This window comes from Candidatus Poseidonia alphae (genome assembly GCF_943787815.1).
Lineage (GTDB): Archaea > Thermoplasmatota > Poseidoniia > Poseidoniales > Poseidoniaceae > Poseidonia > Poseidonia alphae.
Map to the genome: position 1 here is coordinate 63,070 of NZ_CALSNW010000006.1, position 22,298 is coordinate 85,367.

A 22,298-nucleotide genomic window follows, 5' to 3' on the forward strand; every position below is an offset into this window, starting at 1 on the left:
ATTTCGAAGAAGCCATACGACGAACGCTTTGCCTTGAGCCAAGAGGTGAATTCCCCGACGGTACCTTTGATGCTGAAATTGTGCCCCCTTATCGTAGACGGGGCTGCCTTTAATCGAGATCAAAGTGAGTACGTAAACACCACTTATGGTATGCTGGCCAAACAGGCTTTCGAGCCGTGCGAGGAAGAAGAATGCCCGATGCTCATGGTGAGCATCGCAGATGTGGTTGTTTCATCTGATTTAAGCCCGGCCTCGGCGATCTCCAACAGCAAGGAACTGGTTGACACAGCGTCATCGATAGCTGACTCATTGTTCTTCAGGGTTTCATTTGTGCTGATTATGGGTGGCCTCGCTGCTACTGTGGGTTACTTCGCCATCAAGTTGCGTGCTCGTTTAAGGGATAGCTTAGCCTTCGAGGTTGAAGAAAATGAACGGCCCGCTCTCGCAAACGATCTTCACTTCGAGATGCGACCAAACAGCATCAACAATGTCGTGGATACCCACAACATCCTCGACCGTGATGACTTCATCAAATTCGCTGAACAATTTGACCACGACAACGACTTGCATCTCAGTAAAGAAGAATTGACGGAAGCGGCTGTAGAGTACCTGAAACAAGGCCTCAACGAGGCTTGAATAAGGTTGTTGAGAATCAACCAAGGTGCAAAGAAATTAAATGCCCGCCCCTCCTACCACAGCCATGAATCAAGATATTGCAATCTATGCAGGTGTTGGAGCAACCATCGGGTTGTTGGTGGGATATGCTTGGGGGAACATTTCTTCCAAGCGTAACCAAAACAAAAAGGTCAACCAAAAGCTTCTCCAAAATGAAATTGATCGCTGGCGAATCAAACCTAAATATGCGACTCTATTGATGGGGAAAGACCCAAAAAAAGACGCTGAGGATGAGTATGAGGAATACAAACAATTGGTGAGTAAAAATGAGGTCGTCATCGAGGAAATAGAAGCAAGTGTTAACCAACATCTCAAGGAGGTTACGAAGTTGAGATCAGAATATGAAAAACTCGAATCTCCGATTGAAAAGTCTTTCTTCATGGAACAACGTTATGCTATTTGGACCGCACGAGTCGTGAGAGAACGTCTCCGTACTCAAAATGCTTCAAACCAATTGATTGCACATGCCTATAATATGGAATTCCTCAATTTCTGTCGTCAAGGAAATGTGAAGCCAGAGATCGTGGGTCTTATGGATCAACTCGATTTAGCTAGAGAGATTAAAAATAGTCATAAGAAAAACTGGGATGGAATTGTTTCGATAACGGATAGTATCTTCACTGATTATCAAGAGGAGCAGGGTCACGCAGCATACTTGTTCGGTGCGAAGAAGTGAGGGTTCACCTTGGTTCGAAACGAAGTGAGCACGGTTCGTTCTCTCTCTCGTGCGAACCTGAGTGATAAGCAACGGGAAACGTTATCGGATGACCTCCGGCGAGCGATTCAACTCCTTGTTCCACTGATGAAATCCGAACCTGAAATGCTCATTGATGAGCCAAGAACACCGGGCTCAAGAGAAGAGGCCGTGATGTACTTTGGTCGCGCGCTGGTCGATTTTAGTCATCTCCTTCAGCGATGCACAGCGGCCTCACTGCACCACACCATGTTGGGAGATGAAGCCTACCTTTCAGGTGAAGAACACGCAAGCCTTGCCTCGTTCACATTGGATGATGACACCCATTCTTCCATCCGTGTGCTCTCAGAGCAACTTCGAAAAATCCGAACATCACTGGGGAATTGAAATGGGTCTTGCATGGTGGATGAAAAAGGCAGAAGTCTCTGCCGAGCAGTATTTTTTCTTCCTCCCTATGCCCTCACCACCCTCGCCAACGGTGGTCAACCCTCAAGAACTCGAAGCCATTGAACATGAATTCACCGAAGAATCGGTGATATCAACTTCCACGGTCGGCCGTCTGCTCGAACTTCGTGAGCAGCAAAAGAACAACATCTTTTCCGACCTCAGCCTCATTGTGGGCCAGTCTGCCACAAAGCGAATGTTGATACCAAAAACTGAAGATTTGCTTCCAGATGAGATCCTTGAACTGGCAGAGGGTTTTGTAAAAGCCTTTCACCTTTTGACCAACAACGGTGATTGAATGGAGGAGGACACCGCCCCCCCCGATGAGATTGTGCCGAGTCCATTTGAATCCGTCATCTCAATGGCTCAACAGGTTGCGGCTGTTGCAGCTGAACGAGCAAGAAGGTTCGCCGTTGAGGATACGAAAACCAGCGTGTTTGCCTTCTTTGCCGGTTTGGTTTTGTTGGCTGCACTCTTGGTTCAGGCAACCTCCGCTGTGAATCCATTCAAAGTCCTCGATCCTCGTTTCCTGTTTGGGTTGGTTGTCTTGTCAGTTTTCCTTGGACATGTGTTTTCAAGTGTTCTGACAAAAGTGTCGGTGTTCAAAGGCGCCATTGTGTTGAGTTGTTTGGCCGAAGCATTCTTTCTTATCACGCACGCACTCTTCGGGTACCTTTCAATGGACAATGTTATGACGGGCTTTCTCTCAGCATCAACCGTTGTTTCCTTCTCACTTCTTGGTGGTATTCTTTCCTCCGACCTTCAAGACTCAACCTGGCTTGGTGCGGCCCTCTACATGCGTCATATCAACGGTAAATTTTCTTCACAAGGCATTTCCTACCTGCTTTGGGACACGAACGGAATCGTTTCGATATTGCCCTCGAATAAAGTCCGTGTGAGATGGGACGGTCGTTCACAATCCGTTGTGTGCTACAGCGGGAAACGTCAATACCCAATAAGCCATTGCGCTCCCATCCTTTCTGCTGGGCATCAGGTGCGCTCAGCGCAGGTGGAGGTTTCAAGATTGTTTCAGGGACTGAATCCTTCTTGGCAACGCCTGCTTAAGCCGTATTCTGAAGCCCTTGAGCATGCAGAGATTCGAACCTCTTGGTTGGTCATGTTAACCGTCTCTGTTCATCGCGACCCTTATTCGTTAACCTCCGAGCAATCAAAAGTCTCTGTAGGGGCTCAGTCCTTGGAAATTGAAGGGGTTTCACGTAGCATTGCTTGGGGCCACCCACGATTGAGTTGGACCGAATCGCTGAACTCAATTTTTTTCCAAACTGAGGCTAACTCCGTTCTTCATACAGCCTTGTGCTCTTCGTTACCTGATGGGCAGCCACATCCATTTGAGGAACTGATTCAGAGTGAATTCAAAGGTGATTCAACGCTTCATCTCAGGGTTGGCTTGGATCGCACCCGCTTGGCCTTGGTGGTCGTCTTGTTCACCAACCTTCACGAACGAAGAAGCGTGGTTTCTGAACTGGCAAGGCAAACGCTCAGGGGATTTGCTCATTGGTACCCTCGCCTCAAAAGGGATCGGGTTTTTCTCGACTGTCTTCGGAGCATGACCGCGCAAAATCGGCCAGAACATGTCGTGTTCTCGTCTTGCGATGTTTGGGCAGAGCATTTTTCTCACATCATCTCCAATCCAACAAGCCTGTACCTCACCATGCACGACCGGCTTTCCAATCTCTCAAACGCCGCAAGTACACCGTTTGAGCAAAAAGCCTTGATACGCCAAATCATTTCTCAATGCACAAAACAAATCATGAGTTCCAACAGGCAATCACCGAATCCGGTGAACAAGATTTCGAACCAGAAAAATTCGCTGATTGATGGTTTCCAACTTGAGATTGGTCATAAGGCTCAAGTTGTGCTGAGCGCCATGAAACTGTTGTTCATTCATGAATTCCTTGTAGGTGATGGGGAATGATGCCATCCTCAAGGTCTGTGCCATCTTCTCATGCGAGGAAAACCCTCCACATCCTTGCCAGTTCGATTAAGGAGTTGGCCAAAGAGCTACCATCAGCGGCGACTGCTGATTGCAAACGATTCAAACAAGAGCAACTCCTTCTCTACCTTCAGGGGAATCATGTTGATGTGTTCTCGGGTGAACCGCTTCCCGAAGAGTTGGTCCAATCCAACGCCTTGAATTCATTTTCTCATCTTGGCGCCATGAGTAAAGATTTGATTGAATGTGATTTTGATGCCCACCAAGGGCGTACCTTTGTTTCCGTCCAGGAACTGCATACAATGGGTGATGATTGGTGTGGTTCTTGCCCAAGCAGCGCCAGTAAAAAAATCGATCTTGCGAACGGGTTCTTGAATCCGTTCGGCTGTTGGCGACGATCACATTCCTCGGGCCATCTTGGCTTTCCTTCTCACCTCTGAACTTCGATTTGCTGCGAGGGGGGAACTACTCCTCCGAAATTCTCAGACATTTGTTTCCCAAACCTTCGCTGCCCAAACACATGGGCAAGACCTTGGAGGGGCATTAACATGGGATTCTGGCCAACTCGACCCGGGTACCTCCATGGTCCAAATTATTCACGTCAACGTGAACCAAAAGTCAGAGAACGATGAATTGATTGAGATTGAGGGCCTGCTCGGCCAACAACTCCTCCGTTCGAAACGAGTGAAAAAGCGAACGAATAACCGCAGGATGGATTACACGCTCCGGAATCAAAAGATTCCGAGTTTTGTTGAAGAGGAAATTCGAAAAACGCACAACCGGTGGCAGCTCGATGGCCCTTCCGTCAACTCAAAGGGACTTCTTGCTGTGGCCATCGTACAAAACAACTCACCGTATGCGGAATCACCGACCTTCCTAAATCCGATTAGGACGCTGTGTGCAGAGCACAATATTCAACACATAAATCATACATTGCAGGAACTCAATGACCACATCAAAAAGCACCTCTTGCTCAACGAACATTCTGTTCCAGAAGGTTCGTTTTCTGTCGTGATGGTTCTTGACCCGCTGATTGACCTTGGTGAGGTGAAATAATGTCGGAAGCACAACCTCGATTCTCTCCCTTCTCTTTTTCATTGATGCTTGTCGCCGTTCTGGCCATCACGGCAGGGCTTTCTGGGTTCCTTGACTTCAACATCGCTACCTACGGCGTGTATTTTGTCAGTTCTCTTGGAATATTGCTCATGGTTTATCGAATTGAGTTGCAGCATAGTCTCTCAGAGTTAATCGACAGCAAGTTCGGGTCAGTGCCAGGAATGGAATCAGAATACAATTCAACCCGCAGTATGATCAACACAACGCTTGTCCTCTCTTTTGCAATTCTTTTACTCACGTCGTTTTACGCACTCAGCAGGCAGTTTACTTTGTTATTTGCCGTATGCCTCGCCGCGAGTGCTGGACTGTTTGGACTGTTCCTAGGCCGAACCTACAATGGCATTTCCTCCGGAGGTTCGGACTCATGGAGTTCTCAATCCTCGGACCAAAAATATGCAGAGTTCAATGAATTGCGTCAGTGGTTGGAGGGGGGGCAATCCTCAACACTTTCCGTGCACGTGATGTCGAAAATCGAAAAACAGCGCAGCGTTTTCGTTCGTGAAATTGAATCTGTTATCTCCGATAAATCAAGCCTCACGCCCCTATCTGATCAATCTCGCAGAGAGCGAAATCATGCACGAAGCACTGTTGAGGGGGCCTCTCAGAAGAGTCCAAGCCAAGTGGCTGGTCGACGCGCTGGAGTACATCAAGAAAGAGCGAATTACCCAATTCCGACAATTGTTAGGAAGTCTTCTGACCTTGCCCGTCAAAATGAAACTCCTTGAAGCGTTGTCAACACCCGGTGTTGGTCATTTGCCGCACGAAGAAAAGGCGAGGCTGTTCGGAAGATTATTGCAGGGGCGCTGAGGAAGATGCAGTGCGGTTGCAAGGTTTTGGATTCAGTCATACCAACGCCGACGAACGAAATCAGGTGTCTTTCAACATACAGGACGAGGCCTCCCAGTTTGTTCTCTTTGTATCAAAGAAAGCCAATACCACGCCCTTGTATGACTTTTCGCCAGGTTGGCTTCATCGGCTCATGTGTGTGTTTCAACTCCAAACTGACCAGCGCGAACGTTCAATTGACGCACGCCCGCAGCACTATGATTTTGAAATCAGGTCTGCAGTAGAGGATTTCGGCTCATGGTGCCTCTGCATCTCCGAGTTGTTGCAAGGCAGGGAATTGGTCGATCACCAAGGCATACCCGAAGATTTTTCAGATTTGTTTGATAAGATCCGCGAGAAAAACACAGGCCAATTTGAAAGAGATATCGTGTTGATGACATGGTTTGCATACGTCAAACTCGCTTAGGTGTTCAGGATGAAAATCGCACTCACCGACCCGCAAATTGACCTCCCCAATCCGGTTTCCAGAGAGGTTTCCTCACCAACGCTCGCTCAGTTGCTCATCTCGATTCTCGCCGAGGAGGACCCGAAAAAGTACCGGGCCATCGCCACGAAGATTCACCAAGCTTCTGCCCCTGATGACGAGCATGACGATACATACAATTGTCTTCACCCTGACTGGTTTGAAGACATTGCCGGTACCTTCCCCATTGACTCGGTGACGTGTTCCTTTTGCGCTTATGCCCATGCTTGTTCCCTGGGAACAGATAATCGGCCCACGGTAGCGATTGTTCCCCTTCTTGGTACATTCTTGCCAGAACGTGAAGTCCTCGTTGAGCTGTTCGAGCGTGTATCGAACTCATCAGACATGCCTTACGACCCATTTGTTGGCTTTTCTCACCGGGCCGGTAAACCTCGGAACATTTACGCCATTGAATATTCGAGATTTTTGAAATCCTTTCCTGAGTGTCATGTTTCCACATTCAAGCCTCAATATGCAGTGGGTTATGACCGGTCTTCAGGAGTCCCCCTTTGGCCGCAAGACCACGCCTTTCTTGAGGTGTTTGAGCAACTCAATAAACAAAATCTTGAACATTTTGAAGAGATAAAAATCGGCTCAAAAGAAACCTTGAGCAGGTTAGAGTCAAACCTTGTTCTAGAAGTATGTTATGAAAACAATTGGATTCTGGCAAGCGATGATGGACCAACAGAGGAATGCATGCTCAACTTTTTCTCCGGGGTTCGTGATTTTCTTTCTACATCACCTCTCTTCGGTCCCCTTTCTGCGTTGGCAAATTCGTCCGCCATTCCAGGTGTTGACCACCCCCATCCTGTCGGTGCATCGAGGTGGATGCACCTTGCAATAAGGTGGATGGAACTTCAACCACGCACATTTCATCGGTTGTTGTGTGAAGCATATCCAAATGGTGAATTTCCTGAATCCATCCAAACTTCATCGAAAAACTATTCACAGATGGAACCTGGAAAAACTCGGTACATTCCTCGATTTCCTGCCGTAGCCCTTATCCCAAAGAATACACCCAAATCAATAAAATTGGAACTCGGTGCTTGTCGAATTATCGATGTTCACGAGTATCGTGGCCAGGACACTGTTCTCCTGCTGGATTCACTCGGCCTCTCTCTGGAGGATGAGTTGTAAATGGGCCCTCCTCTCGACCCAAATTTGGACGCAGTCATTGAAGGGCTACCATCTCATTTCGATATTTCAATTCAAAATACAACCAAGTTTGAGGCGCAAGAAACGACTCTAGGACGGAACTCACTTTGTATTCGGCCCTTGAATCACTTGGTGTCGCTGCCTCTCCAAACGAGACGCCGTTTGTTTGCTCCTCTTTACAAAAATCAGGCATGGAACGAACAAAGCGATTCTCCTATTCGCCAAGTTGTGCGCGAGGCGACGTTGTTCATGACGGCAAAATATGGAGAGGACACTGCATTACGGTGGCGCGATGAGATGTATGAACGGATGCTTTCCCTCTTTGTTGCAGAAGGAATTCGGGGTTTGTTCTTTAATCAGAACGGTGCGTTCAGAATACGAGAGATTGGGGATGGGAATCGTTATGAGTACAACGAATCCCTCGAATTCAACTTCCTCCATGGTTGGGAAGACCTTGCGACCAGAACCGTACAGTACGGTGAGAAACCACCCCTCTTTTCAGAGGGCTCTGAAGCAATGTGGAATTGTCGACCTGAATTTCGATCAGTGTTTGACGGAGCCAAGAAACTGTATCTTTCAAATCTAAGTCGTTCCATCGGCGGGATGACCGACCTCTTTTTTTGGCACGATCAGGCCTTGCAGAATTATCCAAAATCGTTCGTGAAAGCTGCTGTCAAAGATGCTGAATCCACCTTCGATGTGCGTTCGGAAAACCGCTCATTTGCGGTGTTGCTTGTTTCGCTCAACGACGAGGGCCTTGAGGCCCTTAACGCCCTGGAAAGAATAGGTCTTCAGCGATTCGATGGGCAGGTCCGTGTCATGTTCTCCCCCGGCATCCACGAATTAACGGGGGACTCCGAACTCAAATTAAGAGGACTTGAGGACTTGGACGGGTCGCAGCTCGAGAATGCATTTTTCCAACGAGTTGAGGCATTGAATCTCCACGACAGCCCGCTGTTTGACTGTGAACCAACGGTCTTGATGCATCAAGGAACACAAGACGCCCAAGACCGTTCTTTTGTTTCGATTTCATTCCCTTGCTGGAACGGAACATGGGGGAGTTCTCATCAAATCGATGGCGAACATATTATGTCCTAATGATTTATGCTACACCCATGTCAGACGGTGCTTTGCGTCGATTTCGTTTCCGCTCAATTGGTGTTCAACAACTGAAGGCCTTTGAGAACATGATGAATAAAGATGCGACAACATTTCTAGAAGTCAAGCGGACGACACGTGCAAGGCTTGCAAAGGTAGAACCTCTCCATCTGCCCAACCAGAATATGCCGTATTCTTTGCTCCCTGGATCATTGCATTCATTCACAGTCAAAGTTGATCATGAAGGCAACTACAAGCTGAAACGAATTGTCCCGCGCAATCTTGAGGCTTACGCTCATGCACCATCACAATTAGCCTCTGACCAATACACCGAACCTTCGAAATTACTCAAGGAAACTGAGTTGATGGAACTTTTTGAATCCATTCGCCTTCTTCAGGATTACTTGAAGGAATTAGCAACAAGAACCACTGTGATTGATTTAAGCACGAGCGACTATGCCATGATTCCTGCCTCGCTCATTGAATCACTGCGCGCTGTTGAGGATGTGTTTTCAGAAAGCACGGAGGCCGCCTTGATTGGAATGAAAAAGAGCATTAAAGACCTTAAAGGTTTTTTGGATCTAAGGAAAGATCAGTTGGTTTCCTCGTTGGGTCAAATTATTACAACAATGGGAGAAGAACCGACCGAAAATATCGAACCTGCCCCTGTGAGCATAACCGTTAGCGAAGCATCCTTTCCACTCCCTTACTATCGCCCAGAGGAGTGGGTTTCCGGAAATTATTCCACCCATTACAAGCGGTTTTTGAATGGAAAAACACCCACCGCCTATAACCGTGAATTCATTAATGAATTACTTCAAAATCTCGTGATTGACGCCCTCATCCACAACCGTGAAAACTGGGTCCTGAGTAAAACCATCGACGACCAGGAGGAGGAAGTGAAAACCCCTCTCGTTTCGATTGAATCGTGACCTGTCTGATTTAAGGGAACAGTACGTCCCTGTGTCCAAAAAACTCTGATCCCTGTGCAGACGGCCTTGACGGAGCTCAGGCAAAAAGGGATTGAGGATGGAGATGCGTTAACAACGGCACTCACTCGAACGATGCGAGGACATTGGCAAGTTCCTTGACAACATCCAACAGTCTGATCTTTTGTCCTTCGTCATAGAGAGCCCGGGACAGCTTGTGAACCAAATCCAAGAGATGGTCTCGACTTTCAACCTCCACGGCATCATGGAACAGGAACTGAAAAGAGATTTCCCAGGAATCTATGAGACTCTTGAGGCTGAAACGGGTCCGACGCAAGGGTCAGCTGAACTCGATAAAATCTATCAGCAACTCACGAAAGTGCGGTACCACGTTTGAGAAAATAGATCGCCAGATTCGTGATGCAAGGGATTTAATTGCACGGAAAAAGCGACGCTTCGGGATGTCGCAAGCGTCCGCGAGCAATGCGAGTAAGGACATTCAGCAATTCCGAACCGACATACACGATTATCGAACCAACTGTCTTGAGACCGAAGACCTCTACCACAAGGCGAAAAGACCTCGACAAGCGAATCTTAGATTGGTATGATGAGCTGAAAATCAATCTTTCAGGGACCACAGATAAGGACGCTCTTTTATGGATCGGCCTAGGGCAGGCTGGAGGGCAAATTCTCAGAGAATGCCTCACCTATTGTCTGCAAAATCTTGCCGATGCCAGGTGTTCTGCCTTGCTAACGGCCTTAGGAATTACATCGGAGGACAAGAAGGAAATTCTTCGAAGCATGAAGAACATTCATTCGACAAAGGTCGAAAAGAAAAAAGAAGCAGAGCACGAACTCATTGGAATTTTTGATAAGAAAGCCCACATTCTTGCCATTAATCTAGGTGAAGAAATTGATAAGTTAGCAAAATCAGATCAACCTAGCTATTTCCTTTGGGGTGACAAACACAAAGCTGACGCCTCCTCTCAAACAGTCCGGACAAAGAGGAACATTCTGAAGTTGATCGAATCTGGAGCGGGCGCTGGTGGAGCAACCGGGATTGGTCGAGCTTATGGTTTCAGATTCCATTCGGACATTTCCGAAGCCATGCGTGATGTCGGTAACAAAGGGAATAGAAGCCCTCAACATATTGTCATTACGCACAGCTTGGCAGGAGGAAGCGGCAGCGGTATGGTGCTTCCAGTTTTGGAACAAGCTCGTCGTACATTCGGGGAGAAGCCAGTTATTTGGGTCATTTCTGTTGGTGAAGGTTCCTCAGAAGAAAAACAAACGGCAAAGATCAACACTCCGTTCATCCTTAGTGATATTCTCCAGGCAGCCTACGAAGGCATCCACCAAATTTACGACCCTGTGACACTTGGGGACGTTCGACAGTTTGAAAGAAATATCAGAGACAATATCGAAGAAATGGAAGCATCTGCGAATTCTCTTTTGGAATTCCTTAACGTGGATTTTGGTGAAGAGGGTTCCCTGTTCAAAGCTTTGCAGTCATTGGCAGGCAAGAGAAGCATGCGGTCATCTGAGACTATACGAGGGATTCATGAATCTTTGATTTATCTGAACGACACGCAAGGGAAGAATGACAACAATGGCATTAAGAAATTTTCACAGGATTGGTTCCCTACGGAAGCCTCCGAAATCGCTAATACGTATTCGGGGACGAAAAACTTCGATAACCTCCAAAAAATGTTGCCAGATTCCTCAGAAGACGCTACCCTTTTCTCAGAATGGTGTGAAGAACTTGCAGCAGACGGCACGCGCCCGGCTGTAGAGTTTTGGAGGCATTGGAGAACCTGCTTGCCCGACCCTCTCAGCATGCATCTGCGTGGCAGGGATAAGAGCAGTCAAACCAAAAACGACGACGGTGAATCGCCGACTCAGACCTTCTTTGAGCCAGATCTAACGGGCGATCAACTACGCCAGGTCGTTCGCAGTCTATACCATGAATTCCAAATTGAAAAGAACGGCAAGCAGGTTCCTTATATAGAGGTAAAGCAGGGTTTATCTTCGTTTTTTGAACTTCTCGAAAGACATCTCACCCCGAATGATGCGAATCGAAAAGAATCCCTTGAGGAACTTGACACAATCATCAACCAATATGCACGTGAACTTGACTCGTTTAACAACGCAGTGTATCGCTTTGACCGTCATCTCCATTCGCTAGGAGGAGCCGGAGATGATGACGGCATTAAATCGATCATTGTGAGCAATCGTCACCTCGAGAAAGGCGTCGAACAAACGGGAGGCATTAAGGTGAGCTCTGAGGCTTACACCATCTTTAACTCTGTGATTTTTGACTTGATGCTGAACATCATCGGGCCTCGCCTTCCCAGTGAACCCGGAGTTTACATCGCCACCGACGCCGAAAAATTCGATCACAAGGATATGTTGGGATCTACAAAACCTCCGATGGTCGTGGGGTTGTTGAATCAACGAGACTCTGCGAGCCTGGCTGAACCGATTTCGGTCGGAGGAACAGAAGCAAGACTCCAGTATCCCCAAGGCTTTGAGGACCTTCTCAACACCATGCTCAGTTCTACGCATTTTGATTCAAATGGTTCGGTAGCCAATCCTGTCTTTGTTGAACACAAACAACCCGATTTGAAATTCCAAAATATGTTTACAGCACTCTTCGGAACTCGCTTCCGATACCTGCTCGAGATTAACCCGTTCATCGGCCTCGATTTAGGCGGTGTGGATGCCAAAGCCATTGATGAATCGTTGAATTCCCTCGTCTCTCTTTGGGATAAATCTGACCATGTTGTCTTGGATTTGGACAAAGAGCAGCGTGTAACCATGTCAGAAAGTAACGGAATCAACGGGCACCACATTGCCAACTTGGTTCGATGGTATGGGCTAATTCCTCCTGAACAATTTGCTCGATTTATTTCACAAAAGAGAGGGGAAGTTGGGACGCTGGAAAAAACTACGTCGAACGGGAAGTATTTGGGATTCCATGAAGGGGCTTGGGCGACGCTTCGATATTGGCATGCTGAAGAAAGCAAGTACGCTTCAATACTACAGCAAGCATGGGACCTCTCCAAACACAGATCTCCTTTACGAATTATTCCCGACGATGGGTATACTGAATGCAGAATTTTTGAGAGCAGTCGGCCCTGCTTACATCAACAGTTTCCTACCCCTCGTCATGATTGATTCAGAAAAAGTGAACGATTTTTTGGGTGAACAAAAATTCAAAAATCCTAACAAAGATATCTTCACTGGTGGGGAATACGAGGAATTTGTAGCGGATATTTGGGAAGTAATAAAAAAACAGCACACATATCGCCTTGATGGTGAAATCAATCTCGAAGATGATGAGGCTGATACGTTCTATGACTTTGAAAAAGAAATCAATCATTTCCTTGATTCCATCGATCTCCGGCTTGATATGCATCAAGTTGGGGATGAGGTTCATCTTCAACTTAAACTTCATCCGAGGGTTGAGCGATATTTGTCGGTGATTCGAGACATACCTGCTGAAACTGACCACAAATACCTCCCTGCACGGTCAGCGCCAGCGAGCCTGGCAAGATATCTATACGCTGACAATAATACATCTTTACTTGACATGACATCTAACGTCAAAAAGCGAACGGGTATTGCCTCACCTAACTTTACTAAAGGTTTAGACTTGCTCAAGCAATTGCGCTTCTCGAACCTTCTCCCTGATGAAACGAGACTCTCACTCCCTACCTTGACGAGGATATTACTGCTGACACCAGATTCATCTGAAATGGTCCTTGACAAATTGGGAAGTCAATTGCAATCATCAGGCATCCCTCGTGAAGAGATTGCACCTCTCGTTCAGACGGTTTTGGATGATGTCCCCTACGTCTCCATGAAGTCCTACGACGTACCTGAACAGTACTGTGAGTTCATCAAAACATTTGTTCTTCGATTGCACGCGTTCAGACCACTGATTGATTATTTTATTGAATCCCGGCCAACGAAATGGACCGGTAATGACGATGCTGGTCTGAAGTATCTCGAAAGCACCATCTTCAGCAACGATGAAATCATGTACGATGATGCACAAGCCGTGAATGCTGTTCTTGGACAAGACACGGAATCGATACCAAATCTGAAAGATTGGTTCCAGGTTGTCATCAACGATGTGGTCAAAGAATTGAAGGCGGACGTGGACCAAGGCGACGACAGTGAAGAGGAGGTCGAGGACCGTTTGACTGTCTCAAATGAGAATCCCACGATTTTAAAGATTAAACAGTTTTTCTATGACCTTGTAACGACGACCTCCGAGGCTTTTTATCAAGCAGAGTACTTCAGGAACGAAGGAAAGGACTCCCGCAATGTCCATTTTGAGATGACTGGATTCAGTGATCGCCTCCTTGGTCAGCCAAGTGGCTTACTGTTGATGATGCACGACAGAAACGTCAACCTACCGATGAACATCATTAAACAAAATGCTCGTTCATCGCTTGAACATTTCATGTCTGATTTCTCCAACCCTAAGGAATTCAGCACAGCATCAGATTTTGGCCCCTCATCCTTCTTGACAATGGTCTTTACCATGGCTCCTGCAGCAGATTTGGCCGATCAGTTCCAGGAATTGATGATCAACCCCCAAAACGGCTTGGGGGGGCAGAATCCGGATTTACCAATCAGAGAGAGTAAACTGCATCCTTACATCTTGCTGTACAATATCCTCTGGTTGAGCAAATCTGTTGTGGGTAAATGGTCGCTGAGAAACAACAAAGTCTACTCCCGGCGGTTCCAAATCCCCGTCTCTGTGATTGAGCATCACTACCAATCTCCGAAACAAATTTTCGAAAATGCTCGAGAAATGCAACAAAACTACCTCCGATTTCCCCGGTGAGATTACCATGCCGCCAAGCGATAGTCGCGCCTATGCGCGTGCGCTAAAGTCGAAAATCAACGGGCCACCGCTCCGAAACATTGTACGGCTCATCGGCATCCTGGCGTTGAGGTATGAGCACATTTCTGAAGGTCGTAAAGAAAATGAGCTCTGGAAAGACATTCTCACCGATGAAGAGTATGAAACTCTAACGAACAGAATACCAGACTCTGAGATTGCCGTCGATAGAGACCATTTGATGGCACCCGGCCAAAGCTCGAACAAGCCGGCGCCTAAATCATCGATTGCAGGTAAGTGGGGTAAGAAGAAGAAGTCCGGGTCAAATCAGAATCAACAACGTGACACAGCAGAAGATCGTGCGAAAGCATGGTTTAACGCTTACAAAGCGTGGATTCGCTACGAGCCAACAGAGGACGAAGTTGAGGAAACCAGCAGCGAAGCCAACCTGTTCACGGTAAGTTCAGAACCACCGGCACCCGTGGTTCCTGTGGCCACATCTCAGCCAGCCATGCCATCCGATCCGGAAACCTCCGCCGAAAACAGCGAACAGGAATCTCCCACAAACACCGCTCAGGATGATGGTCTTGACTTGAATTAAGTCAAGTCTAAGTCTTTCTCCAACGAGTGGATTCCCCATGTGGAACGCCTTGTTTCGGTGTTTTTTTTGAGAGCACCCAATAAGGGCGGCAACGAGTGGTTCACCACGGACGATGGAACCAATTTCTACAGACTGAATGGAAGCGGTGGCGAGTGGGTCAAGTTTGAGGATTGAGTTCTTGCTCGATGAGGGCCATGGCTAAATCGGGGCGCTGTGCTTTGATGAGCGTGGCAATGGCATACAGAATGAAACGGCAATTGCATGCCTGTGCGACTCCCCAGGATTCGAACCCCCGACTCGGCCTCATTAATTGAGGTCAAACGGTTTGGCGAAACGTATGGAGGCATGAAGTTCAATAAGACGGCAAACAGCAGGTGCCCATTGACGCTTGAAGGCAACATGATGGCGTAACTCAGGGTTGCGCACAATCATACGTCGGTAGAGTTCATCAATTGCATGGGCTAAGTTTGGCATAACGATGCCAACTTGGCCCTTTTTTCCCGGTTTATAATCGGAATTTCTCTCAAGGAGCTTCTGTATTTGTTCATCGCTCATGGCGAAAAAGTTCGCCATGTGACTTCGTAATTGATGTGGAACGTTTCTGGCTGGCGCCCCGGCACGCAGGAAAGAATCGTCCGGCGTTGCCCCTATGTGCCGATTAGAGCGTCGCCCTTTCGGCCCGCTTTTCTGTCCGAGAAAATCAAGAAATTTGACCGTGGGTCGAAGCGTATGCTGTTTGAGTGTTTTTGTGTCTTCCCAGTGGAATGTATGTGTAAGGTGTGTGCCGCTTGTCCGTACAAGGAATCGGGTGCTTCGAAGGTCATCAAGAGATGGTTCGCCATTGGCGGGTTGAGGTCCCATGACTTGCGGTTAGATTTCGCAGGTTATAAACGCTTCAAAACCGATATAATATTGGGTGTCAAAAAAGGCGGTGCCTCGCAGTAAGCGGGAAAATTTACGTCTTTTTATATGCTAGAATGATTGTATATATCAATACCCCCAAAGGGGAAAAGGAGACCAGAAAAACATGGAAATGAACGTACGAAGCAAAGGGAACTACACACAAGCAGGCTACCACACACTGCATGAAGACGAGATGCCAGAACTTGACGCCTCACAGCTGCACCAAGCAGCCGACCCAAGCGACATTGAGTTCATGAAGCGTTTTCTACGCAAGGAGGAGGTGGGGCGTTACCACTGGTTTGAGAGCCTCGGCTTCACGCTTCAGAACGCTGGTGCAGGTGCGCTGCGCTGCATACACCTCGTTGATCACGAGGCTGCAGTTCTCAGTTTGTCCATCGTAAGACAGACCATTGAGCTCGCAGGAGGCCGACTTGAAGTTGCTCCTTACACAGTCATACGCCCTATGGCGGATGAGGTGGAAGAAGGGCCAGAAGGCGAAGAGCGGGTAGTTGCTCAGGTTGTTGGCATGGAGGTGGCTTGAGTGTGGTTGTACGTATCAGGTGGCTTTGTGTCCATCGTAGCCCACAGGACCGAGCCCGAACACCTGCTTGTTCGTGCTCGACACCCTAAGCACATTGCATCCATACTGCCGGACGCGAACGTCACTCACATGCCATCAGCAGACTATCCCTATCGTACCGTCGCCCGCCGCGGTGAGGTTCACCGCGCCTTGACCGAGTACCTCCTCAATCTTGATTATGACAATTTCAAGAACAGTGTGCCTGACCCCGAATACCATGACGCTTGTCTTGACGTGTGGCGCACGATGTGGTCTTACGGCAACCGTTACAGAAACCGAGGGGGAGTTTGATTGCGTAACAGCACCACGCATCCGCTCTACGTCTCGTGGATTGACCTTGAGGGTGACGAGGGAGCCCTTGGCCTAACCTTGTGTCCGGGGAAGTATCAGCCCGTGGCGTCAACGGGCAGCTGGGACCGCCAACTCGACGTTGACGTGCAAGCCCTCGTTGACATGGGCGTTTCTCATCTTGTCAGCCTTATCACCGATGAGGACATGCGAATGTTGCGAGTGGAAGACCTTCCATTACAGGTGCAAACCAGTGGACTGACCTGGGACCACCTTCCATTCGCCGATACCACCGCGCCCACCGAGGCTTGGATGGAACAGGCCAACCCCGTGTTGAATCGCATCATTGGGACCATTTCAGCAGGTGCCAAGGTGGTTGTGCATTGCATGGGGGGCTTGAGCCGCGCAGGAACCTTTGCCTCGCTGTACCTATGGTTGCGAGGTATGGATATGCATGAGGCCATCAGGACGGTCCGAGAAATTCGTAGCCCACAGGCCATCAATTCACGTCAAGTGACTTTTTTGATGCGCATGGCCAACGGGCATGATGGTGATCTGCATGAACCAGAGGGTTCCGTTTGAGTACCATATCCAAAAACACCTCAAGAGCATATAAATCGGAAAAGAAAGAGAACAGGGGAGAACCATGAAGAACAATCCGACCAATGAAATGATGCAATTGATTGCAAACCACGTCAATCACAACGAATACGAGCACTATCTCGATGAAGCGAAGCTGAGCGTTGAGGAACTGCTCGTCTTGAGCGATGAATTGTACAATCTCCATTCGGCCCGTTGGAACATCCAAGAGGCGTCCAACAACCACGGTGTGAACCCCTTTGATGTCATCTCTTTGCTTGATGCTCGTGTTGCCATCTTTGCCCGATGCGGAAACGAAGGCTACGCTGATTGGATGCAAAATATGTGGGACCTCGCCATCCGATACTCCGACCAAGCCGGCCTCAGTCGCAAGTTCAGTCTCTTTGCTGAATTGGTTGCTTCAACCAAGGCCGATCTTTCTCGAGAGGAACGCTCTGTTTTTTTCTACACCCGTGCCCTCAACCGACTTGCCCAACTCACTGATTATTGGATTGGCGAGGATGAAGCAAGACCGTTGTGGCAAGAACTCATGGAGTATGCTCTTTCTTCCATGGAAGAAGGTGAACAACTCCAAGCGCTCAATGTGATTCGGGAAAACGCACCATGGTTTGCCCAAGAAAACGAACAACACTTCCAATTCTGATTCTTCATCAAGGGGCAGGCGTGAATACGATGGAATGGAAACCGGACGAAGCATTGGTTGCATGGGGCAATGAACATTTTGACAAGATGCCAGTGGGCAGCATCTGGGCACCCGACGACACTGGTGTGCAATATCAAAAATTGTGCCAGGCCAGTTATCTGCTCATTTTTCTGCGAAACGACCCGTTGGCTCAAGAACACCACAAGAAATTCACGATGATCATGAAGGCTTGTGGTTATGCGCTTGTAGCCTGATACACTGGTGGGCGATGCAGGATTCGAACCCGCGTCGACGGGTTCGAAGCCCGTCAGGATATCCAAGCTACCCCAATCGCCCTTGTGCCTCCGAGATGTCCACCCCTCTTCAATAAGGCGGGTACCTTGGAAAGGACATGGCGCGCAAATTACCGTGTATCCCAACGGGATGTTCCGCGTGTTGTCGGGAGACAACGATGCCTATTACCAAAGCCGAAGCTGCTCGTCTTGCTCGCAGAACTGGGATGCAGGTATCCGATTTCGCAGTGGACATTAACGGAGCCTTAACCCTCTTGAATCAGTCTTCCACTCGGGCATGCGTGTTCCTTCTGACCGACTCCTCAGACACCGACGCAGAAGGTTTGTGCTCGGTTTACGAAATCCGGCCAAAAGGATGCAGAACCTACCCTTATGTTCTCAACGAAAGCGATGAAGCCATTTTGGACAAAGGATGCCCGCACAGGGAACAATTTCCAAAGCCCCCTGACGACATGGCGTTTACCCTCCTCAATCTCGAGGAACGTATCTTGCAAGAAGGATCAGACGACTGAGACTCTTGTGAACATGCTCAATATGGGCTGATTTGGGCATCCATCCGCACGACTTTAGCAACAGCAGAAGTTCGGGCCAGGATCCGTTCAGCAATTCAACCGCTTCCTCGAACCCTACCGGAAGGTTTGGCCGTTCACCCATTGGTTTGATCGGCAGAATGAGAACAAAACCGGCATCCTGTGAAGCCGTTCGGTACGAACTCTCCAGCGTCGCTTTCAACAAGGATTGAGTGTCCATGCTCCCTTGTGAGTTTCTGCCGTAAGGCGGGTCAAGAACAAATCCTGAAACCTTTCCATGCCAGTTATCAGGGAGAGCATCGCCGATTCTCGTGGCGTCTCCTCTTTCGATGGAACACGTTGGATGCTCATCGCTCCCGTGTGCCCAAGCAAGGTTTCGTCTCGCCCCTTCTACCATCTCAGAGTGAATATCAATTCCCATGCCGTCCCGTCCACTTAACGAGGCTTCGATAATGAATCCGCCAGTTCCAGTCATTGGGTCTACAACGGGTCCAGTTCCAAGCGGGCCAGCGGCAAGGTTGACCGCAAGCCGAGCAAGGCGAGGGTCAAGGCTCACCGGCTTGAAAAATGGACGTTCCGCAGCGCGCCGTTCGCCGCTTCCAAAGGATGCATTTCCACCCCCTTCCATCCAACCGCATGCGAGCGATGAAGAGGGTCCATCCGCGATGAGAGCGAGCGTGTAATCTGGAGTTTCAAGGTCAATGTCGTACTCTGCCCGTACCATGATGCCTCCAATCTTCCCAGCCAAAGAACTGGTACTCACGCCTGAAATTTTACCTTCTTGACGCCAGGCTTTGACGGCCACTGAACCGCTAACAGGGTGCTGGATTAGATAAGCCTCGACAACGGAAAGAAACCTATGTTCATCGTCCCACGGATGAATAAAACCATTCTCAAGGAAGCATTGTAGCCCGCTGGCTACTCTGAGCGCTTCGTTGCGTTGAGGCGGTGTTGAAGCATCCACGAACACCCACCGATGCGATGATGTTGGCCGAATGCTTGCTTTGGGCAAGAGCGCAGCCAATTCAGCTGCAGCGAGGGCGGGGTGCCATCCTCGAAGACACGCAAGGTGTTCGCCCATGACCCCGCCTGTGGCTTTGCCTTCTTGATGCTCTCGCAGGCCAACCCCTACATAGGGTGACCCGCTGCTTCTTTACATGGGCTGTAATTTGAAGGATTTAGCACCGGCTGAAACCATCAGATTGTCTGAACTAGCAGGGAAAAAAGTAGGTATTGACGCCTTCCTCACCGCGTTCCAATTCCTCACCACCATGCGTGACCGCTCGCCTGAAGGTGACGGCCTGCCCCTTCGGGATGCGAATGGAAACCCAGTGTCTCACCTGATGGGATTCCTCCACCGGACGACCACCTTGTTGAGCATAGGGATCAAGCCCGTTTTCGTCTTCGATGGCGATTCACCCGAGTTGAAAGAAGAAGAACTTGCGCAGCGCCGTGCTCGGCGAGAGGAAGCCGAACGCATTCACATCGAAGCGTTAGAAGCAGGTGATTTTCCTCTCGCTCAAAAAATGGCCCAACGCATCGTCCATTATTCTCCGCAGATGGTAGAAGAAACTCAACGGTTGCTTGACCTACTCGGAGTTCCCTGGGTGACGGCAGCAGCTGAAGGCGAAGCCCAAGCAGCGGTTATGGCTGCAAAGGGGCAACTGGATGTTGTAGCAACACAAGATTGGGATGCGTTACTGTACGGCTCCCCAGTCCTCGTTCGCAATCTTATGGACGATGGAGCAAAGCGCTACGGACGCATTGTTAACGCTCAACAAATCAATTTGGAATCCATGCTGGATGACCAAGATGTGTCCCGCGAGCAGTTGGTCGATTTAGCCATTATGATCGGTACGGATTTCCACCCGGGCATCAAAGGCATAGGGCCAAAGACGGGCTTGAAGTTGATTCGCGAATACAAGACCATCGAAGCGGTTTGTGAAGCAAAAGGCAAAGAATTACCACAGCGCCTTGACGAGATTCGTGAAATTTTCCTTAACCACCCGGTAGTTGAAGTCGATGATGAACGCCTGGTACAGGGTGATGTTGACCGCAAAGGCTTGGTGAAGTTTTTGCAAGAAGAGCGCCAATTTAGCCAACGCAGAATGGACCAAGCCTTCGAGAAACTGACACAAGCCGGCCTTCTCCGAGGGGCGGGTCAAACCTCGTTGTTCTCGTTCTGATGAAACCGTAATGGGCTAGCGAGAACTTCAACTCCATCAACGGCTACAACAGCTTTTCGGGCGATGGATTGAACATCGTTCAGGGCTTCATTAACGGTGTTGACAGGCGCACAGGGAATCCCCACCAGCATGGTTTCCAATTCATCGCGCGAATGATTGGCGATGTGCGCTTGAACCATACCTTCGACCGCATCACGTTCAGCAATACGCGCATTGTTCTCCCGCCATTCGTCAGGTGCATTAAGTCCCAGAGCCTTGACCAAAATATTCCATTGCCCGGTCGACCCAACGCCAACAGCAAACCATCCATCACTGGCTTCAAAGACACGATACGGGACAAGATTTGGGTGTGCAGTCCCCATACGCTTCGGCGTGACTCCAGTCAGTGCATTATGCCCTTGATTCACCAGCGCTGCTATTGCAGTGTCCCATAATGAGATGTCAATCCTCGACCCCTCTCCGGTCCGTTCCCTGTGATAGAGCGCAGCAAGAATTGAACTGACGGCATTCATTCCTGTCATCACGTCAATCCATGCTACACCGACTTTTGCAGGAGGGCCATCAGCCTCTCCGGTGATGGACATGATCCCAGACCTTGCCTGCATGGTGAGGTCAAATGCTGGTTCGTCACGACGCGGACCGTTTTGACCGTATCCGGAGATACTGCACAGGATGATTCCCTTTGGAAGTGAGCCAAGATACCGTTCAAACGTTCCAGGTCTGAAATTTTCAATGACAACATCCGATTGTTCGATCAAAGATTGAATGTGCTCTCGGTCTTCCTTGATGTTAGCAGATTGGATGCTTTTACCTCGGTTGCAGGACAGGAAATAGGATGCAACGTTTTCACCGTCAAATCCTTTTTGGAAAGGGGGACCCCATCCTCGTGTATCATCGCCCCAAGGGGCTTCGATTTTCGTGACATTTGCACCGAGATCACCAAGCGACTGGGCCGCATGCGGCCCTGCTAGAATCCTGGAAAGGTCAAGAACGCGTATTCCCTCAAGTGGACGAAGCATGAGCAGGGCTCGTGCGTGGTTCAAATGAACGTATCCACTAAGGGCGTTGTTCGAAGGGCAATGCTGCCCTAAAAGAAACGAACGAACTCAGTTCTTGTCTGCTTGGACTTGCTTGCGCACGTCCTGTGCAGTGTTCTTTGCAGCTTGCATGGCCTTGCGAACGCGAGTACCAGCTGCGGAGTTTCCTTTGTCATGCTTTGCAGCATCACCAAGGGATTCGGTCAAATCGTCAATCATCTTCTGTACCATAGCCTCAACGGACATAAAGCCGGCTCGGAAAGTCGGTTCTTATGTATTGCCGTGGGATAGCATGAGTATTGGCTTCTAACGAGGCATTTTTCTTCACCCAGAGAAGTGAATGAATCAGGCGTGCTGAAAGGACCTACTTTTCCGAGGGGTTGAAAACCCTCACCATTGAGCACTCCC

At 48.8% G+C, this 22,298-nt stretch carries 27 protein-coding genes and 1 tRNA gene; 23 read left to right on the forward strand and 5 right to left on the reverse strand.

Annotated features, from left to right (window positions below; translation table 11 throughout):
• Positions 1–66 precede the first annotated feature (66 nt).
• The 16 genes from AAA857_RS08630 (at position 67) to AAA857_RS08705 (ending at position 14,830) form a co-directional block, all read left to right on the forward strand.
• Positions 67–636 (forward strand): hypothetical protein, encoded by a 570-nt coding sequence (locus tag AAA857_RS08630; protein WP_338174563.1) that lies wholly within the window; start codon positions 67–69, stop codon positions 634–636.
• A gap of 64 nt (positions 637–700) precedes the next feature.
• Positions 701–1,351 carry a hypothetical protein gene (locus tag AAA857_RS08635; protein ID WP_338174565.1) on the forward strand — a complete coding sequence of 217 codons (651 nt, stop codon included), beginning with the start codon at positions 701–703 and terminating at the stop codon, positions 1,349–1,351.
• Positions 1,352–1,360: 9 nt separating this feature from the next.
• Positions 1,361–1,756 (forward strand): hypothetical protein, encoded by a 396-nt coding sequence (locus AAA857_RS08640; RefSeq protein ID WP_338174566.1) that lies wholly within the window; start codon positions 1,361–1,363, stop codon positions 1,754–1,756.
• A gap of 1 nt (position 1,757) precedes the next feature.
• Positions 1,758–2,111 (forward strand): hypothetical protein, encoded by a 354-nt coding sequence (locus AAA857_RS08645; RefSeq protein WP_338174567.1) that lies wholly within the window; start codon positions 1,758–1,760, stop codon positions 2,109–2,111.
• Positions 2,112–3,749 carry a hypothetical protein gene (locus AAA857_RS08650; RefSeq protein ID WP_338174568.1) on the forward strand — a complete coding sequence of 546 codons (1,638 nt, stop codon included), beginning with the start codon at positions 2,112–2,114 and terminating at the stop codon, positions 3,747–3,749.
• On the forward strand, positions 3,746–4,207 hold the full coding sequence (locus tag AAA857_RS08655; RefSeq protein ID WP_338174569.1) for a hypothetical protein: 462 nt from the start codon (positions 3,746–3,748) through the stop codon (positions 4,205–4,207). Before AAA857_RS08650 ends, AAA857_RS08655 begins: the two co-directional genes overlap by 4 nt.
• A gap of 142 nt (positions 4,208–4,349) precedes the next feature.
• Complete coding sequence (locus AAA857_RS08660) at positions 4,350–4,823, forward strand: hypothetical protein (RefSeq protein ID WP_338174570.1); 474 nt, start codon at positions 4,350–4,352, stop codon at positions 4,821–4,823.
• A complete protein-coding gene (locus AAA857_RS08665) occupies positions 4,823–5,608 on the forward strand; it encodes a hypothetical protein (protein ID WP_338174571.1) in 786 nt (261 codons plus the stop codon). The genes AAA857_RS08660 and AAA857_RS08665 overlap by 1 nt, the downstream gene beginning before the upstream one ends.
• A gap of 92 nt (positions 5,609–5,700) precedes the next feature.
• Positions 5,701–6,135, forward strand: coding sequence for a hypothetical protein (locus AAA857_RS08670; RefSeq protein ID WP_338174572.1), 435 nt, complete (start codon positions 5,701–5,703; stop codon positions 6,133–6,135).
• A gap of 9 nt (positions 6,136–6,144) precedes the next feature.
• Positions 6,145–7,329 (forward strand): hypothetical protein, encoded by a 1,185-nt coding sequence (locus AAA857_RS08675; RefSeq protein WP_338174573.1) that lies wholly within the window; start codon positions 6,145–6,147, stop codon positions 7,327–7,329.
• Complete coding sequence (locus AAA857_RS08680) at positions 7,330–8,445, forward strand: hypothetical protein (RefSeq protein ID WP_338174574.1); 1,116 nt, start codon at positions 7,330–7,332, stop codon at positions 8,443–8,445. It begins immediately after the preceding gene.
• Positions 8,446–8,462: 17 nt separating this feature from the next.
• Entirely contained in the window at positions 8,463–9,377 is a 915-nt protein-coding gene (locus tag AAA857_RS08685) for a hypothetical protein (RefSeq protein WP_338174575.1), read from the forward strand.
• Between the two features lie 262 nt (positions 9,378–9,639).
• Complete coding sequence (locus AAA857_RS08690) at positions 9,640–9,771, forward strand: hypothetical protein (protein ID WP_338174576.1); 132 nt, start codon at positions 9,640–9,642, stop codon at positions 9,769–9,771.
• An 86-nt stretch (positions 9,772–9,857) separates the two neighbouring features.
• A complete protein-coding gene (locus tag AAA857_RS08695) occupies positions 9,858–12,551 on the forward strand; it encodes a tubulin-like doman-containing protein (RefSeq protein ID WP_338174577.1) in 2,694 nt (897 codons plus the stop codon).
• Entirely contained in the window at positions 12,472–14,232 is a 1,761-nt protein-coding gene (locus tag AAA857_RS08700; RefSeq protein WP_338174578.1) for a hypothetical protein, read from the forward strand. The genes AAA857_RS08695 and AAA857_RS08700 overlap by 80 nt, the downstream gene beginning before the upstream one ends.
• Positions 14,233–14,239: 7 nt before the next feature.
• The gene (locus tag AAA857_RS08705; protein ID WP_338174579.1) at positions 14,240–14,830 is read left to right on the forward strand and encodes a hypothetical protein; all 591 of its coding nucleotides are present in this window, start codon (positions 14,240–14,242) and stop codon (positions 14,828–14,830) included.
• Between the two features lie 306 nt (positions 14,831–15,136).
• On the opposite strand, the gene AAA857_RS08710 is transcribed toward AAA857_RS08705, so the two are convergent.
• Positions 15,137–15,691 (reverse strand): hypothetical protein, encoded by a 555-nt coding sequence (locus AAA857_RS08710; RefSeq protein WP_338174580.1) that lies wholly within the window; start codon positions 15,689–15,691, stop codon positions 15,137–15,139.
• Positions 15,692–15,857: 166 nt separating this feature from the next.
• Between AAA857_RS08710 and AAA857_RS08715 the strand changes: the two genes are divergently transcribed.
• From AAA857_RS08715 to AAA857_RS08735, 5 genes are all read left to right on the forward strand, one after another.
• Positions 15,858–16,274 carry a hypothetical protein gene (locus tag AAA857_RS08715; protein ID WP_338174581.1) on the forward strand — a complete coding sequence of 139 codons (417 nt, stop codon included), beginning with the start codon at positions 15,858–15,860 and terminating at the stop codon, positions 16,272–16,274.
• Positions 16,275–16,604 carry a hypothetical protein gene (locus AAA857_RS08720; RefSeq protein WP_338174582.1) on the forward strand — a complete coding sequence of 110 codons (330 nt, stop codon included), beginning with the start codon at positions 16,275–16,277 and terminating at the stop codon, positions 16,602–16,604. It abuts the gene before it with no gap.
• A complete protein-coding gene (locus AAA857_RS08725) occupies positions 16,605–17,183 on the forward strand; it encodes a dual specificity protein phosphatase family protein (protein WP_338174583.1) in 579 nt (192 codons plus the stop codon).
• Positions 17,184–17,247: 64 nt separating this feature from the next.
• Complete coding sequence (locus AAA857_RS08730; RefSeq protein ID WP_338174584.1) at positions 17,248–17,844, forward strand: hypothetical protein; 597 nt, start codon at positions 17,248–17,250, stop codon at positions 17,842–17,844.
• A 29-nt stretch (positions 17,845–17,873) separates the two neighbouring features.
• Positions 17,874–18,098: a hypothetical protein gene (locus tag AAA857_RS08735; RefSeq protein WP_338174585.1), complete on the forward strand. Its 225-nt coding sequence runs from the start codon at positions 17,874–17,876 to the stop codon at positions 18,096–18,098.
• 5 nt (positions 18,099–18,103) lie between these two features.
• On the opposite strand, the gene AAA857_RS08740 is transcribed toward AAA857_RS08735, so the two are convergent.
• Positions 18,104–18,180 (reverse strand) — tRNA-Arg (locus AAA857_RS08740).
• Positions 18,181–18,235: 55 nt separating this feature from the next.
• On the opposite strand from AAA857_RS08740, the gene AAA857_RS08745 reads away from it, so the two are divergent.
• Positions 18,236–18,649 (forward strand): YkgJ family cysteine cluster protein, encoded by a 414-nt coding sequence (locus AAA857_RS08745; protein WP_338174586.1) that lies wholly within the window; start codon positions 18,236–18,238, stop codon positions 18,647–18,649.
• Here the strand turns inward: AAA857_RS08745 and AAA857_RS08750 are convergent.
• Entirely contained in the window at positions 18,606–19,748 is a 1,143-nt protein-coding gene (locus tag AAA857_RS08750) for a hypothetical protein (protein ID WP_338174587.1), read from the reverse strand. The genes AAA857_RS08745 and AAA857_RS08750 overlap by 44 nt on opposite strands.
• A gap of 76 nt (positions 19,749–19,824) precedes the next feature.
• Between AAA857_RS08750 and AAA857_RS08755 the strand changes: the two genes are divergently transcribed.
• Complete coding sequence (locus AAA857_RS08755; RefSeq protein WP_338174588.1) at positions 19,825–20,853, forward strand: hypothetical protein; 1,029 nt, start codon at positions 19,825–19,827, stop codon at positions 20,851–20,853.
• On the opposite strand, the gene AAA857_RS08760 is transcribed toward AAA857_RS08755, so the two are convergent.
• Positions 20,829–21,872 (reverse strand): CoA transferase, encoded by a 1,044-nt coding sequence (locus tag AAA857_RS08760; protein WP_338174589.1) that lies wholly within the window; start codon positions 21,870–21,872, stop codon positions 20,829–20,831. The genes AAA857_RS08755 and AAA857_RS08760 overlap by 25 nt on opposite strands.
• A gap of 87 nt (positions 21,873–21,959) precedes the next feature.
• Positions 21,960–22,136: a hypothetical protein gene (locus AAA857_RS08765; protein WP_338174590.1), complete on the reverse strand. Its 177-nt coding sequence runs from the start codon at positions 22,134–22,136 to the stop codon at positions 21,960–21,962.
• Positions 22,137–22,298: the final 162 nt, after the last annotated feature.

Coding starts and splice junctions, on each gene's coding strand:
- AAA857_RS08695 (WP_338174577.1), top strand. CDS start 9,858: ATGCGAGTAAGGACATTCAGCAATTCCGAACCGACATACACGATTATC.
- AAA857_RS08700 (WP_338174578.1), top strand. CDS start 12,472: ATGGGTATACTGAATGCAGAATTTTTGAGAGCAGTCGGCCCTGCTTAC.
- AAA857_RS08705 (WP_338174579.1), top strand. CDS start 14,240: ATGCCGCCAAGCGATAGTCGCGCCTATGCGCGTGCGCTAAAGTCGAAA.
- AAA857_RS08745 (WP_338174586.1), top strand. CDS start 18,236: ATGGCGCGCAAATTACCGTGTATCCCAACGGGATGTTCCGCGTGTTGT.
- AAA857_RS08730 (WP_338174584.1), top strand. CDS start 17,248: ATGAAGAACAATCCGACCAATGAAATGATGCAATTGATTGCAAACCAC.
- AAA857_RS08650 (WP_338174568.1), top strand. CDS start 2,112: ATGGAGGAGGACACCGCCCCCCCCGATGAGATTGTGCCGAGTCCATTT.
- AAA857_RS08735 (WP_338174585.1), top strand. CDS start 17,874: ATGGAATGGAAACCGGACGAAGCATTGGTTGCATGGGGCAATGAACAT.
- AAA857_RS08760 (WP_338174589.1), bottom strand. CDS start 21,872: ATGCTTCGTCCACTTGAGGGAATACGCGTTCTTGACCTTTCCAGGATT.
- AAA857_RS08645 (WP_338174567.1), top strand. CDS start 1,758: ATGGGTCTTGCATGGTGGATGAAAAAGGCAGAAGTCTCTGCCGAGCAG.
- AAA857_RS08715 (WP_338174581.1), top strand. CDS start 15,858: ATGGAAATGAACGTACGAAGCAAAGGGAACTACACACAAGCAGGCTAC.
- AAA857_RS08660 (WP_338174570.1), top strand. CDS start 4,350: ATGGTCCAAATTATTCACGTCAACGTGAACCAAAAGTCAGAGAACGAT.
- AAA857_RS08710 (WP_338174580.1), bottom strand. CDS start 15,691: ATGGGACCTCAACCCGCCAATGGCGAACCATCTCTTGATGACCTTCGA.
- AAA857_RS08655 (WP_338174569.1), top strand. CDS start 3,746: ATGATGCCATCCTCAAGGTCTGTGCCATCTTCTCATGCGAGGAAAACC.
- AAA857_RS08685 (WP_338174575.1), top strand. CDS start 8,463: ATGTCAGACGGTGCTTTGCGTCGATTTCGTTTCCGCTCAATTGGTGTT.
- AAA857_RS08750 (WP_338174587.1), bottom strand. CDS start 19,748: ATGGGCGAACACCTTGCGTGTCTTCGAGGATGGCACCCCGCCCTCGCT.
- AAA857_RS08755 (WP_338174588.1), top strand. CDS start 19,825: ATGGGCTGTAATTTGAAGGATTTAGCACCGGCTGAAACCATCAGATTG.
- AAA857_RS08675 (WP_338174573.1), top strand. CDS start 6,145: ATGAAAATCGCACTCACCGACCCGCAAATTGACCTCCCCAATCCGGTT.
- AAA857_RS08680 (WP_338174574.1), top strand. CDS start 7,330: ATGGGCCCTCCTCTCGACCCAAATTTGGACGCAGTCATTGAAGGGCTA.
- AAA857_RS08635 (WP_338174565.1), top strand. CDS start 701: ATGAATCAAGATATTGCAATCTATGCAGGTGTTGGAGCAACCATCGGG.
- AAA857_RS08665 (WP_338174571.1), top strand. CDS start 4,823: ATGTCGGAAGCACAACCTCGATTCTCTCCCTTCTCTTTTTCATTGATG.
- AAA857_RS08690 (WP_338174576.1), top strand. CDS start 9,640: ATGGAACAGGAACTGAAAAGAGATTTCCCAGGAATCTATGAGACTCTT.
- AAA857_RS08765 (WP_338174590.1), bottom strand. CDS start 22,136: ATGTCCGTTGAGGCTATGGTACAGAAGATGATTGACGATTTGACCGAA.